General features: G+C 67.9%; 9 protein-coding genes. 5 read left to right on the top strand and 4 right to left on the bottom strand.

Features of this window, described 5'->3' with window-relative positions; all coding sequences use genetic code 11:
• The first annotated feature begins 8 nt into the window (after positions 1-8).
• The 3 genes from larAH to DB31_RS21015 are packed head-to-tail and all read left to right on the top strand — an operon-like array spanning position 9 to position 7,071.
• Positions 9-1,622, top strand: a complete 1,614-nt coding sequence (gene larAH / locus DB31_RS21025; protein ID WP_044190694.1) for an NPN-dependent hydroxyacid isomerase, LarAH14/15/16 family — start codon at positions 9-11, stop codon at positions 1,620-1,622.
• 11 nt (positions 1,623-1,633) lie between these two features.
• Positions 1,634-6,046, top strand: a complete 4,413-nt coding sequence (locus tag DB31_RS21020; protein WP_044190693.1) for an AMP-binding protein — start codon at positions 1,634-1,636, stop codon at positions 6,044-6,046.
• Entirely contained in the window at positions 6,043-7,071 is a 1,029-nt protein-coding gene (locus DB31_RS21015) for an NAD-dependent epimerase/dehydratase family protein (protein ID WP_044190691.1), read from the top strand. Before DB31_RS21020 ends, DB31_RS21015 begins: the two co-directional genes overlap by 4 nt.
• Before the next feature lie 341 nt (positions 7,072-7,412).
• Here DB31_RS21015 and sitI6 read toward each other — a convergent pair whose 3' ends face one another.
• The gene (gene sitI6, locus DB31_RS21010) at positions 7,413-8,138 is read right to left on the bottom strand and encodes a SitI6 family double-CXXCG motif immunity protein (protein ID WP_044190689.1); all 726 of its coding nucleotides are present in this window, start codon (positions 8,136-8,138) and stop codon (positions 7,413-7,415) included.
• Between the two features lie 6 nt (positions 8,139-8,144).
• Positions 8,145-8,867, bottom strand: coding sequence for a SitA6 family polymorphic toxin lipoprotein (gene sitA6 / locus DB31_RS21005; RefSeq protein WP_052420142.1), 723 nt, complete (start codon positions 8,865-8,867; stop codon positions 8,145-8,147).
• Positions 8,868-8,928: 61 nt separating this feature from the next.
• Between sitA6 and DB31_RS45015 the strand changes: the two genes are divergently transcribed.
• The gene (locus tag DB31_RS45015; protein WP_052420141.1) at positions 8,929-10,176 is read left to right on the top strand and encodes a hypothetical protein; all 1,248 of its coding nucleotides are present in this window, start codon (positions 8,929-8,931) and stop codon (positions 10,174-10,176) included.
• On the opposite strand, the gene DB31_RS20995 is transcribed toward DB31_RS45015, so the two are convergent.
• Together DB31_RS20995 and DB31_RS20990 are read right to left on the bottom strand one after the other, a co-directional pair.
• Positions 10,148-11,230, bottom strand: coding sequence for an ATP-binding response regulator (locus DB31_RS20995; protein WP_044190687.1), 1,083 nt, complete (start codon positions 11,228-11,230; stop codon positions 10,148-10,150). The genes DB31_RS45015 and DB31_RS20995 overlap by 29 nt on opposite strands.
• Entirely contained in the window at positions 11,227-12,693 is a 1,467-nt protein-coding gene (locus tag DB31_RS20990; RefSeq protein ID WP_044190685.1) for an ATPase domain-containing protein, read from the bottom strand. The genes DB31_RS20995 and DB31_RS20990 overlap by 4 nt, the downstream gene beginning before the upstream one ends.
• 126 nt (positions 12,694-12,819) lie before the next feature.
• Between DB31_RS20990 and DB31_RS20985 the strand changes: the two genes are divergently transcribed.
• Positions 12,820-13,968 (top strand): pyridoxal phosphate-dependent aminotransferase, encoded by a 1,149-nt coding sequence (locus DB31_RS20985; RefSeq protein ID WP_044190683.1) that lies wholly within the window; start codon positions 12,820-12,822, stop codon positions 13,966-13,968.
• The last annotated feature ends 9 nt before the right edge of the window (positions 13,969-13,977 follow it).

The raw sequence follows: 13,977 nt of genomic DNA, 5'->3' as shown, positions 1-13,977 counted from the left end.
CTCTACCTATGCGCCCCATCAAGACGCTCCAGAAGCTCTACGACGAGGAAAGTCAGGTCGTCATCACCGAGAAGGGCAGCCCTCCGCGCGCCCTCTTCTTCGGTGAGAACTTCCTCTTGGAGGACCTGCCCGTTGGAACACGGGTCATCTTCCCCCGGCCGCCCATGGCCGGCGTGCCCAACACGAAGGCCGCCATCCGCTGGGCCATCAACCACCCGGAGGGCATGGATCCGCTGCACGCCCTGCTGCGCCCGGGCATGAAGCTGACCTGCGTCATCGACGACATCTCCGTGCCGCTGCCGCCCATGGTCACCCCGGACGTGCGGCAGACCATCCTCGAGGTGGTGCTGGATCTGGCCGCCGACAGCGGCGTGGATGACATCCACCTGGTCATCGCCAACGCGCTGCACCGCCGGATGACCGAGGCGGAGATGAAGCGCATGGTGGGCCAGAAGATCTACGACGCCTACTACCCGGACCGGTACTACAACCACGACGCCGAGGATCCGGACGGCATCGTCGAGCTGGAGCGCACCAGCCACCAGGAAGTGGTCGCCATCAACCGCCGCGTGGCGGAGAGCGATCTCATCGTCTACGTGAACGTGAACTTCGTGCCGATGAACGGCGGGCACAAGTCCATGGGCACGGGCGTGGCCAACTACGCGTCGCTGCGCTCGCACCACAACCCGAAGACGATCCGCGAGTCCGACAGCTACATGGAGCCCAAGGCGAGCGCGCTCTACAAGAGCAACACGCGCATTGGCTCGGTGATCGACAAGCACCTCAAGGTCTTCCACATCGAGACCACGCTCAACAACCGCATGTTCGGCGCGCCGCTGGAGTTCCTCGCCAAGAAGGAGGAGGACTACACGGAGGCGGACCGGCTCAAGCTGCAGGCGGCGCTGTTCGCCCTCAAGCACACCCCGCGCGCGGCGGCCCGGAAGATCTTCAACTCCGTGCCCGCCCCCTACGACGTGACGGGCGTGTTCGCCGGCGCCACCGAGCCCACCCACGCCAAGACGCTGGAGATGAGCTGGAAGCAGTACTCGGTGCCGGTGGAGGGGCAGAGCGACATCGTCATCTTCCCCATCCCCTTCATCTCGCCGTACAGCGTCAACTCGGTGCTCAACCCGCTGCTCCTGCAGGTCATGGGGCTGGGCTACTTCTTCAACCTGAACCGCGGCGTGCCGCTGGTGAAGAAGGGCGGCGTGCTCATCCTCCTGCACCCGGCGTTCGACGAGTTCGATCCGGTGCAGCACCCCAGCTACATCGAGTTCTTCAACCGGCTGCTGCCGGAGACGCGCGACTCGATGAAGCTGGAGCACAAGTACGAGCGCGAGTTCGCGGAGAACCCCAGCTACGTGCACCTGTACCGCAAGGGCAACGCCTACCACGGCGTGCACCCCTTCTATATGTGGTACTGGGGCGAGAACGGCCGCCAGCACGTGGGCAAGGTCATCGTCGCCGGTGCCGAGAACAACCACGTGCCCGCGCTGCTCGGCTGGGACCGCACTGACACCCTCACCGAGGCCATCGAAGAGGCCCGCGGCTTCATGGGCCGCTCGGCCACCATTAGCCTGCTGCGCATCGCGCCCACCCTGCTTGCGGACGTGAAGCTCTGAGCGAGTCGCACATGAGTCTGCTGCCCGAACTGAACGTCTCCCAGGTCTTCACCGGCAAGCGTCTGCTGTTTGCCGGCTCCACCGGCTTCGTGGGCAAGGTCACCTTGTCCATGCTCCTCACGCGCTACGGCCAGGAGCTGGACAAGGTCTACGTGCTCGTACGCAAGGGCAGCGCCGCCTCGTCCGAGCGCCGCTTCTTCGACAAGGTCGCCACCAGCGAGCCCTTCCAGCCCCTGCGCGACGCGCTCGGCGACGCGGGCGCCCTCGAGTTCATCCGCAAGAAGTGCGAGGTGCTCGACGGCGACATTACCGATCCGCGCATGGGCCTCGAGGAGGCCAAGGCCGAGGAGCTCACCGGCAAGGTGGCCGCCATCGTCAACTGCGCGGGCCTGGTGTCCTTCAACCCCTCGCTGGAGGTGGGCCTCAACGTCAACACCCACGGCGTGAAGTACGCGGTGGACCTGGCGCTGAAATGGAACGCGCCGCTCGTGCACATGTCCACCGCCTTCGTCGCGGGCAACCGCAGCGGGCTCGTCTTCGAGGACGAGGAGGTGCTCGGTTACTTCCCCAAGAAGGACGAGCTGGACGGGCGCGACTTCAGCCTGGAGCAGGAGCTGAAGGACGCCGAGCGGATTGTCGCCCGGCTGCGCGAGCAGGCCGATGACAAGGCCCTCACCTCGCTCTTCCGCAAGAAGGCGCTGGATCGCCTGGAGGAAGAGGGCCGCGACACCAACGACGAGAAGACGCTGCGCCTCGCCGTGGGCCGCGAGCGCAAGCTGTGGCTCACCGGCGAGCTGGTCCGCGCGGGCATGGAGCGCGCGCTGCACTGGGGCTGGCCCAACACGTACACGTACACCAAGAGCCTGGGCGAGCAGGTGCTCGCCGCGACTCCGGGCCTGCGCTACTCCATCGTCCGGCCCTCCATCGTCGAGAGCGCCCAGCACTTCCCCTTTCCCGGGTGGAACGAAGGCTTCACCACCTCCGCGCCGCTCGCGTTCGCCGGCCTCAAGGGCCAGCGCGGCATCCCCGCGGGCGACCGGACCATTCTCGACATTATCCCCGTGGACCACGTGGCCGGAGCCACCATTGGGATTACCGCGCACTCGCTCACGGTGGAGGAGCGGCGCGTCTACCACCTGGCCTCCGGTGACGAGAACCCGTTCTACGCCAGCCGTTCCGTGGAGTTGGTGGGCCTGTACCGCCGCCGCTACTACCGCAACAAGGAGACGGGCAACGCGCTGATGAACGCGGTGCGCTCGCGCGTGGAGCCCGTCCCCGTCACCAAGCAGGCCTTCGAGAACTTCAGTGCTCCGGCGTTCATCAAGGGCTCGCGGCTGCTCAAGAAGCTCATCGACGAGGTGCGGCCCACCTGGGGCGCCCCCGGTGTGCAAGCCCTGCTGGACCGCGCCAAGGACACGCTGGATGGCGTCGAGGAGCAGGTCGGCAGCCTCGCGGGCATGATCGAGCTGTTCCTCCCCTTCATCTGGGAGAACCGCTACGTCTTCCGCTGCGACAACACGCGCTCGGTGTACCAGCGCATGGCTCACGCGGACCGGCTGAAGATTCCCTGGGCCCCCGAGCACATCGACTGGCGCACGTACTGGCTGGAGACGCACCTGCCCGGCCTGGAGAAGTGGGTGTTCCCGGGGCTCGAGGAGGAGACGCAGCGGCGCACCGTCATCCCCGCGCACCGCGACCTGCTGGAGCTGTTCGAGGCCTCCGTGCACGCCTTCCGGCACCGCGTGGCCTTCCGGATGTTCGCCGACGAGAAGGAGGAGCGCGTCACCTACGGCGAGGTGCACCGCTACGCGGGCCGCGTCGGCAGCGCCCTCATGAAGGCCGGTGTGAAGCACGGCGACCGCGTGCTGCTGGTGTCCGAGAACCGGCCCGAGTGGGCCATCTCCTACTTCGGCATCCTGCGCGCGGGCGGCACCGTGGTTCCGGTCGACCCTGCGCTCAGCGAGGCGGAGGTGGTGAACATCGCCCGCCGCGCCGAGGCCAAGGCGTGCCTCATCTCCGAGCAGTCCATCGAGGAGTTCCCGAGCCTGGTGGCGTCGCTCACGGATGGCGAGCGCTCCACGCAGGTGCTCAGCCTCGCCGAGGCCATGTCCGGAGACCCGGCGTACCCGGATCGCATCGGGCCGGTGCGGAAGACGGCGGCGGCGGATGACGTGGCGAGCCTCATCTTCACCTCGGGCACCACGGGCACGCCCAAGGGCGTCATGCTCACCCACCGCAACTTCGCGTCGCTGGTGGCCAAGCTGGCGGGGGCGTTCAACATCGGCGTGGGAGATGGGCTGGTGTCCGTGCTCCCGCTGCACCACACGTTCGAGTTCTCCGCGGGCTTCCTCATGCCGTTCTCGCGCGGCGCGGAGATCACGTACATCGACGAGCTGACGGCAGACCGGCTGGGCGACGTGTTCGAGACGGGCCGCGTCACCGCGATGGTCGGCGTGCCGGCGCTGTGGCAGCTGCTGCACCGGAAGATCACCCAGGAGATGGCCAGCCGTCCCCCAGCGGTGGAGCAGGCCATCAAGGCGCTCATGGCGTCGCACGGGGAGCTGCGCAACCGCAGCTCGATCAACCTGGGCAAGCTGCTGTTCTGGCCGGTGCACCGCAAGTTCGGCGGCAAGGTGAAGTTCCTGGTGTCGGGCGGCTCGGCGCTGCCGGATGACGTGCACAAGGCCTTCCACGCCCTGGGCTTCAACATCACCGAGGGCTACGGCCTCACCGAGGCAGCCCCGGTGCTCAGCGTCGCGGAGCCGACCAACAAGCGCCAGCCGGGCACGGTGGGCAAGGCGCTGCCAGGCATCGAGTTCAAGATCGATCAGCCGGACAACGATGGCATCGGCGAGGTGATCGCCAAGGGCCCGAACATCATGGCGGGCTACTTCGGGGACCGTGAGGCCACCGAGGCCGTGCTCAAGAGCGGCTGGCTGCACACGGGCGACCTGGGCCGGCTGGATGCCGAGGGACGCCTGTACCTCGTGGGCCGCAAGAAGGACGTGATCATCGACGCCAACGGGAAGAACGTGTACCCGGACGAGCTTGAGGATCTGTACAGCGTCCACACGCACATCAAGGAGCTGTCCATCGTCGGCATGCCCGAGGATGGCGGTGGCGAGAAGGTCGCCTGTCTCTGTGTGCCGGACTACAAGGAGCGGCCTCGCGAGGAGGTTCGCCGCGAGTTGGAGGAGCACTTCCGCAACGTGAGCGCGGACATGCCCTTCTACCGCCGGGTGAAGGTGCTGCGCTTCTGGGACGGCGAGCTGCCTCGCACCTCCACGCGCAAGGTGAAGCGCAAGCTGGTGGTCGAGGAGCTCAAGCGCCTGGAGCGGCTGGCCTCCTCGGGCGAGAAGGCCCGCGACAAGGTGACGCATCCGGGCACGGGCGGCGTGAGCGACTGGCTCTACCCGCTCATCGCCGAGGTGGTGAACCGGCCCGCGGCCGACGTGCGGCCCGAGGCGCGGCTCTCGGTGGACCTGGGCTTCGACTCGCTGATGCTCACGGAGCTGTCCGTGGCGCTGGAGCAGGCCGGGGTGCCGCTGCCCGCGGTGAACGACTTGACGCAGATCAACACCGTGGACGATCTGCGCAAGCTGATCGTCGCCTCCGGGCGCCGGCCGGCGATGGAGGCTCGGGCGAAGGAGATCTCCGAGGACCACAAGCGCTCCGAGGAGATGGAGATCCCCGTGCCGGAGGTGGTGGCGAACCTCGGCCGGCAGCTGCTCACCTTCGGGCAGAAGGTGCTGTACGGCGGCGCGTTCAGCGTGAAGGTGACGGGCAAGCAGTTCGTGCCGCAGAACCGGAACTTCCTGGTCATCGCCAACCACGCGAGCCACCTGGACGCGGGGCTCATCCGCACGGTGCTCGAGGAGCAGGGACAGAAGACGGTGGCGCTGGCGGCCCGGGACTACTTCTTCGACACGGCGCTCAAGCGCGCCTACTTCGAGAACTTCACGGACCTCATTCCCATGGACCGGCACGGCAGCCTGCGCGAGTCGCTCCGGCTGGCGGGTGAGTCGCTGCGCATGGGCTACAACCTGCTCATCTTCCCCGAGGGCACGCGCTCCACGACGGGTGAGCTGCTGGAGTTCAAGCCGACGCTGGGCTACCTGGCCCTCACCTACGAGGTGGACGTGCTGCCGCTCTACCTCAAGGGCACCTTCGAGGCGCTGCCCAAGGGCACCATGTTCCCGAAGTCCAAGGAGCTCGAGGTCCACATCGGGCCGGTGCTGCGGTACGGGGACTTGAGGACGAAGACGCAGGGCATGGCGCGCTCGGAGAGCTACCGGTACGCCACGCGGCTGGCCGAGGAGGCCGTGAAGGCGCTGCGCGCGGGCCGGGTGCTGAACCTGGATGCGGCGGCGACGACGGAGGAGCAGCGGCGCGCGCTGGGCTCCTCGGGAGGGCAGGACTCGTGAAGCTGCTCGTGACGGGAGGCACCGGTTTTCTGGGCACCCACCTGGTGCCCCGGCTGCTCGAGGCGGGACATGAGGTGCGGATCATCGGCCGGACGAAGCCCTCGGCGGCCGGGATGGAGCGCGTGGAGTTCGTCCAAGGTGACTTGAAGGACCGCGAGGCCGTGCGCCGGGCGCTGCAGGGCGTGGAGGCCGTCTACCACCTGGCGGGGCTCGTCTCGTTCCAGGACAAGGACGCGCGGAAGATGTACGAGCTGCACGTGGACGCCACGCGCGAGCTGCTGAAGGACGTGCGCGAGGCGGGGGTGAAACGGTTCATCCTGGCGTCCACCTCGGGGACCATCGCTGTGTCGAAGGAGGAGCGGGTCGGCACGGAGGAGGACGACTACCCCATCACCGTGGTGGGCAAGTGGCCGTACTACCTGTCGAAGATCTACGAGGAGAAGCTCACGCTGGAGTACTGCCGCAAGCACTCCATTCCGTTGGTGGTGCTGAACCCGAGCCTGCTGATGGGGCCGGGGGATGACCGGCTGTCCTCGACGTGGACGGTGGTGAAGTTCCTCAACGGGGAGATTCCGGCGATGCCGGGCGGCGGCATGTCCTTCGTGGACGCGCGGGACGCGGCGGAGGCGTTCGCGAACGCGCTGACGCGCGGGGAGCTGTACGGCCGCCACCTGATGGGCGTGAACATGTCGCTGGAGGACTTCTTCGATCGGCTGTCGCGGCTGACGGGGGTGTCCGCGCCGAGGTTGCACCTGCCCAAGCAGGTGAACGTGATGGGGGCGAAGCTGCTGGAGCGGTGGGCGAAGTTCCGGGGCACGAAGCCCACGCTGGATCCTCAAGAGGTGGACGTCGGCGAGCACTACTTCTACCTGGACGCCTCGAAGGCCGAGCGCGAGCTGGGCTTCCGCGCGAGGGATCCGCACCAGACGCTGCACGACACGGTGCAGTACATCTACACGAAGATGCCGCCGCAGGACCTGCCGGGCATCAAGGGGCTGCTCGCGGAGAAGCGCGAGGGGACCTGAGACTGGTGCTACGGGCCGCGCACCGGGAGCTCCAGGAAGGCGATGTCCTGCTCGTAGCCCAGCCGCCGTACCGCTTCCACGAATCGCCTGCGCACAGCGCCACTACGCTGCGCTCCTCGGTACACAGTTTCTCGAAGGACACGGTCTCGGCGGCTTGCTCGCAGCCTGGGCCTTCGCTCCCAGTCCCAGGCACCGTCGCACACGCCGCCAGGGCCAACGGTGCCAGCCACCACATCCAGCGCAGAGAAGCTCTGCTCACCATGCTGCGAGCGTACCAAGGCGGCCGGGCAGTTCCGTGCTTCGCCTCACCCGAGGCGCACCTCTCACACCTGAGCCGAGGGCTACGGGCCGTGCACTGGAAGTTCGCGGAAGAGGATGTCCTGCTCGTAGCCCAACCGCCGCACCGCTTCCACGAAGCGCTCGGTGGCGATGATCATGGTCAGGAAATCCGCGAAGCGGAACACGTCGAGGTCTTGTGGGAGGGAGTTTGCGTCCAAGGTAGGCATCTCCGGAGCCTCCACGGGTTCGTTCTCGCACCTTGGACAAGGTGGCCGCTGCTCCAGCAGATAGTCCGGGTGAAGCTTGCCCCGGGGCAATAGCTCCAGTTCCAACAACTCCGGTGGGTTCTTCTTGCGGAAGCGCAAGGCCGTGCGGCATCCCTTCAAGCCGCTGAGTCCCTCGGCCTGGAGCAGCTCCAGAGGCTCACGCCGCATCAACAGCGTCCACGGGTGATGCAGCACCAGCGGGCCAAAATCCCCCCGGGCAGTGCCGTTCATCGGGCCAAACTTGGTTCCCGGCCACAGATGAACTCCTGGGGGTACCAGCGGACGTACCTGTTCTCGCAACCGCTCGAACTCCGCGTAGTCCTGCTCGAAACGCGGCAAGTATTTCTTCTGCTCTTCGGGGGGCAGATGGGACAGGTCCACCGAGGGGTAGGCGTCTCCTGTCACCGCTCCGCTGACACCGCACACTGGGCAACGTGTCCCTGGCAGGCCCCACTTGTGTCCGTAATCATGCCCTCCGGAGTAGCGAGGCTCAGGGACGGCGCGTAGCCAGTAGAAGCGCATGGCTCTTCAATACCCCGCGGGCAGCGGTGGCGGCTGCTTCGAAAACGGCAACACGGGTCCGAACAGCTGGAACTCGTAGATGAGCTGTCCAGCGTACCGGTGGATCTCTTGCGCAGGAACTGGCTTTCCGCGTCTGGCTTCGATGAACTTCTCCCAGGCCGCGTTCCACGGGCCCCCTTTCGCCCCCCGATGGATGCTCCGGTGCTTCTCTACCTCCAGCGGGATGACGTACTGGTCGATGTCGATCCCCTTGTCGGTGAACCATTCCCGAAATGCCCGCGGGAAGATGTGGTGCTGCTCGTGCGGCTTGCGCCGTTCCTTCGCCGCCTCGTCCAACATCTGCTGCTGGCTGGGCAGCAGCGGTGGCTTGTGCCTCCAGGGGATGATGAAGACGGGCCGGGTGTCCTTCGGCAACTCCTGTGCGCTGCCCCAGTAGCGCTGAGCACCTGCCTGCGGGCTGGGCAGCACCGCCATCCCGCCTCGGGCAAGCACCACAACCCCCGCCGCTGAGCCCTCCATCACCTCCTTGCACCGGTACACCCCACACTGCTCGCCTGCGCACAGCGCCACCACGCTGCGCTCCTCGGTGCACAGTTCCTCGAAGTGCGCGGCCTCGGCAGCTCCTTCGCAGCCAGGTTCCTCGAACATGGCCGGTCGTGCCGTTGCGCAGGCCGACAGCGCCACAGTCACCAGCAGCCACATCCAGCGAAGCGGAGAGCAGGTCACCATGACGTGAGCGTAGCCCCCAGGTACGCTGCCGGGCATGAGCGGTCAGGCTGGCGCGAGTCGCGTGTCCGAATTCTATGTCCTCGAGTTGCAGAGCGGCGTCCGCGTCAACGTGGCGACGCTGCCGGGTGAGGATCCTTCCAGAACCATCCGCGACTACTTCGCGAGTGCCAACCGCCCCTATGAGCGCTGGGTGAACGCGTCCCTCGGACCTCTCGATGAGCTGTTCTCCGAGCTGTCCGCGGAAGGCCGCTTACCGCTCGCGCCCTTTCAAGCCGCGCAGCCCTCCGTCACAGGGGGCGACGAGCTGATCCTTCCCGAGGCTCAGCCCGCTCGCCCTACCCATGCGCGCGAGGCCCCCTTCACCCCACCCCGCCGCTTGCAGCTCCCCCTGCACCAGGACCCACTCGAGCACGGCCTCCTCACCCTCGCGCTTACGAACCCCATCTCTCGCGCAGATCTGGATGGGCTGGCCGAGCGTGTCCGGACCCTCCTCGACGCGACCCGAACCGCCGCTCACATCCAAGAGGAGCGGCCCCGCGTTCCGGCCACGCTCCCTGTCGAGGAGCGGCCCCCGTCAAGCCTCCTGGCGCGTTTGAGCCTGGCACGCCGTGTCCCGCCCCGGCTCGCGCTCGAAGCCCTGGTGACGCCTCAACGGCTTCCCGCCGACGCGCTAGCCGACGTGAAGCTCGAGCTCCACTTCCGCAATGAGGGCGGAGCCCCCGCCGAGCTCTACCCCGCCCTGGCGCAACTCCAGGACCGCAGCGGATGGGGTGGCCCCACCTGGACCCTGGCAGTGACGGCTGCGGGATTCCCTCCGGAGCGCCTCAAGCTCGTGGAGCTTCGCACCGGCTACGGTCCCCCCGGAATCCCTCCCACCTCGCAAGCCTTCACCCCCTTCTTGCGGCAGGTTCCACCCGGCGCAGTGGAGGTGCATACGTTGACGGCCTGCTGGATTCCTCAGGCGCTTCTCCCCGCGGACAGCGTCCGCCCCGATGTGATCGATCCTGAAGGGATGAATGGAATCGGCACGTGGCCCCACCTCGGGCGCTCCTCCGTCCTCGTGCTGGGCCAGAGCCGCGCGGCGCTTCAGTCCGCCATGGAGCGCACCCGCGACTTCCTGCGCGGGCAGCGCGTGCTCTTCCTGCCTCCTCGCGCCCTCCTCCAGCTGACGCTCGGGTACCACCAGCAACCCTGGGCGAGCTTCAAGCCTCAGCAGTCCTGGAGCCTCCTCGCCCCGCCCCTCGACCTGCTCACGGGTGAGCGCGAGGGCGGCCCCGGGCTCAGCGCCCCAACGGAAGGGAGAGGGTGAAGGTGGAGCCCTCGCCGCGCTGTGAGTGGACCTGCAACGAGCCCCCATGCAGCTGCGCCAGCGCCGATGCGATGTAGAGCCCCAGCCCATGCCCCTGGCCCGTACTGCCCACCGCGCGGTGGAAGCGGTCGAAGATCCGCGGCAGCTCGGAGGCGTCCATCCCCTGGCCATGGTCCGTCACCGAGATGACGGCCCGCCCCGGAGAGAGCTCCAACGCGAGCTCCACCCGCGCCGGCGTCCCTCCATACTTGACGGCGTTCGAGATCAGGTTGTTGAGGATCTGCCGCAGCCGCTCGGCATCCGCCTGCATCGTCACCGCCTCGGCGGGCAGCTTCACGAGGAGCTCGGCCTCGGGCCGCGTGTCCCGCCAGTAGCTCGCCACGCCCTGCAGAAAGGACCTGAGCTCGCACGGCTCGCGCTGGAGCTTGATGCGCCCATCGGACAGCTGCGAGGCCTCGAGCACCGAGCTGACCAGGGTGGACATCCGGTCCAACTGATGGAGCGCCACCGTGCCCCGCCGCCTCTGCGCGTCCGCCGTCTCCCCACTCAGGTGCCGCAGCATCAGCTCCAGGTTCAGCCGCGCCGAGCTGAGGGGTGTCTTGATCTCGTGGGCCACCCAGCTCATCATCTCCGCGCGCGCGAGGTTCATCGTTGTCTCCGGAGCCTGCGTCAGCGGCAGGCCCGCAGGCCTCTCGGGCCTCCCCATGGAAGCGCGCAACCCCTCCTCCACCATCCGCTCAAACGTCTCCAGAGACACCGGCTTGGCCAGGTAGGCGTTGGCCTCGTCGGCCCCTTGCGGCAGGGCCGCGCTGATCAGGATGAAGGGCGTGGACGCCAGCCGCTCGTCTCTACGCACCGAGCGCAAGAGCTCCATCCCGGTCAACCCCGGCATCATGTGGTCGCTGATGATGAGGTCCGGCTGGTGGGATTGGGCCAGGCCCAGCGCCTCGTCGCCCGCATGAGCGCAGAGGACTGTGTGGCCCAGGTCCTTGACCACGGACGCGAACACCTCCAACAGCGCCTCTTCATCATCGACAACCAAGACCACCTTCACGGCAGCACGGGCTCCCGGCTCGCCCCGACCGGGCGTGCCATCCCCGTCAAGAGACCTTCGGCGGAGTGAAGGGGATCCAGAACCCGGAGGCCCTCGTCTCGAATCTCGAACTCGCGCAGGGTCGGGTCGTACCGGCTGTTGCGCAGGTTGAGGATGGACATCACCCGGTAGAGCCGGCCGCGCAGCTCGACATGGCGCAGGAAGAGCAGGTTCTCGGCGATGTTCGCCAGGGGCGAGTCGCTGAAGTCCAGCTCCGGCCCGATCACCTTGGAGATCTTCCGGGTGAACAGCGAGGTGATGCCCATCGTCCGGAGCCGGATGAGCAGGGCGCCGAAGAAGGAGCGCGCGCGCGCGGGCCGATCCAGCGCACGCTCGAGCGTCTCCACATCCTCCAGCACCAGGCGCCGGGCCCCGATCCGCTCCAGCTCGGACAGGAGCAGCTCGGCGATCTCATCCGCCTCCATCTCGAAGCACGGCTCGTAGCGCAGGTGGACCATCCCCGAGGAGATGAGCGGCTGCAGCTCGAGGCTGACCCGCCGCGCCCGGGCGGTCAGGCTCGCCGAGGGCTCCGAGAAGGAGAACACCAGGGCCTTCTCACCTTGGCGGCCCCCCGCTGCCGCGAAGTGCAGTCCGAGCAGCGTCTTGCCCACACCGGTGCTCCCCGCGATGAGCGCCGCGCTGCACTGGGGCAGTCCCCCGTCGAACAGGCGGTCGAGCTCGGGCAGCCCGAAACCGGCGCGCCCTTCCGGCGGGATGAAGTCCAGATCCGGCTGGGTGACTGCCTCGGTGCGAGGCAGGATGCGCACGCCGGTGCCATCCATCTTCATCAGGTGGCGGCCGTGGAGGTGCTTCATGCCGCGCAGCTTCACCACCTCCGCGCGCCGGACACGCCCCCCCGGGCCCTCGTCGAAGGTGAGGGAGATGACCCCATCCACCGTGGTCGACTCGGGGAAGTCGATCAGCTTGGAGAGCGGGTACTCGGTGATGAAGAGGGCGGTGCAGTCCACCGTCGCCAGCCCCACCGAGAGCTCGTAGAAGAACTCGCGCAGCTTGGCTTCGTCCTGCCACAGATCCCGCACCGAGCGGAGCCCATCCACCACCAGCAAGCGCGCCTTGCGCTCGCGGATGGTGTGGATGAGGATCTCCCGCGCCTCGCGAGGCCCCTTCTTGAGCCATGCGTAGATGCTGAGGAAGAAGAGCTCTTCGCCCAGCTTCTTCCGGCTGAAGAAGGAGAACCCCGAGAGGTCCTCGAGCAGCTTGGCCTGGGACTCGGAGGTGGTCGTGGCCAGCACCACGGGGGTGCCTTGCGCCGCGTGGTGGAAGGCAATCTGGCTGGCGAGAACCGTCTTGCCCGTGCCGGGCTGGCCGGTGATCAAGACCGACTGGCGGACGGGAATGCCGCCCCCCAGGAGGGAGTCGAAGCCAGGAACACCGGTGGTGAGAAGACTTCTGGAGGAATTCAAGTGCGCCTTTCGAGGCTGACAAGCGGTCGTTCCTCAACATTTTGACGTCGGATTCCCAACCGCTACCCTCCGAGTGAGAAAGGCCGCTGACTCGGTTATCCACCTGACAAACGGCCTGAGACTCCCATGCCGCGCCACCCCACCTACGCGCCCTCCGTCACCGGGATGCCCGGCTCCGTGTACAGCACGCTCGCGGAGCGGCTCTCCCGCCAGCAGGGCGAGGTGTATCCGCTCTACATCGGCGACACGTGGATGGAGCCTCCCGAGGGCTGCCGCATGGAGGACCTCCGCACCTCGGAGTTCCCCGGCCTCCACCGCTACTCCGCCGTCGAGGGCCACCCCGCCCTTCGGGACGCCATCGTCGAGCACGTGCGCGCACGCTCCAGCGTCGCCATCGAGCGCTCCCAGGTCCTTGTCACCACCGGTGCCACCGGCGCGCTCGGCGCCATGGTGGGCGCGTTGGTCGCTCCCGGCGAGGAGGTCCTCCTGCTCGCCCCCTACTGGCCGCTCATCGCCGGCATCGTCACGGCCTTCCATGGCGTGCCCGTGGCCGTGCCCTTCCTGGAGGCCAGCAGCGCTGACGAGCTCGTGGAGGCCGTACGGGCCCGGATCACCGAGCGCACCGTCGCGCTCTACCTCAACACCCCTAACAACCCCAGCGGCCGGGTGCTTCCCCGCGCCTGGGTCGAGGCCCTCGCTGAGCTCGCCCGGCGCGAGGGCCTGTGGATCCTCTCGGACGAGGTCTACGAGGACTACGTCTACGAGGGCGAGCACGTGTCCACCCTCGCGCTCGCTCCCGAGCGCACCCTGGCCACTTGGAGCTTCAGCAAGGCCTACGGCATGGCGGGCAACCGCTGCGGCTGGGCCGTGGGCCCCAAGGACGCCGTGGCCCAGCTGCGCAAGGTGAGCACGCACTCCTTCTACAGCGCCCCCACTGCCGCCCAGCTCGCAGGGCTCCGCGCGCTGCAGGGCCCTGGTCCTCAGTGGGCCGCTCAGGCTGCCGCGCAGTACGCGGACACCGGCCGCAAGGTGGCCGAGCGGCTCGGAGTCCCTCCCCCTCAGGGCAGCACCTTCCTCTTCGTGGACGTGGCCCCGCACCTGGACGAGCGCGGGCTCCTGGGCTTCCTGGAGCGCTGTGTCGATCAGCGCCTGCTCCTGGCTCCGGGCATGAACTTCGGTCCCTTCCCCCACCACGTGCGGCTCTGCTTCACCTGCTCTCCGCCGGATGTCGTGCTCCGCGGTGCCGAGGTGCTCGCGCGGCTCATGGGCCGTTGAAAGGCACCG

The sequence above is a fragment of the Hyalangium minutum genome (assembly GCF_000737315.1).
Classification (GTDB): Bacteria; Myxococcota; Myxococcia; order Myxococcales; family Myxococcaceae; genus Hyalangium; species Hyalangium minutum.
This window is presented reverse-complemented; position numbering and strand designations above follow the sequence as displayed.

Excerpts from the sequence above, each read along its gene's own strand:
- larAH (WP_044190694.1), top strand. The coding sequence starts at position 9 with ATGCGCCCCATCAAGACGCTCCAGAAGCTCTACGACGAGGAAAGTCAG.
- DB31_RS21020 (WP_044190693.1), top strand. The coding sequence starts at position 1,634 with ATGAGTCTGCTGCCCGAACTGAACGTCTCCCAGGTCTTCACCGGCAAG.
- sitI6 (WP_044190689.1), bottom strand. The coding sequence starts at position 8,138 with ATGCGCTTCTACTGGCTACGCGCCGTCCCTGAGCCTCGCTACTCCGGA.
- sitA6 (WP_052420142.1), bottom strand. The coding sequence starts at position 8,867 with ATGGTGACCTGCTCTCCGCTTCGCTGGATGTGGCTGCTGGTGACTGTG.
- DB31_RS20985 (WP_044190683.1), top strand. The coding sequence starts at position 12,820 with ATGCCGCGCCACCCCACCTACGCGCCCTCCGTCACCGGGATGCCCGGC.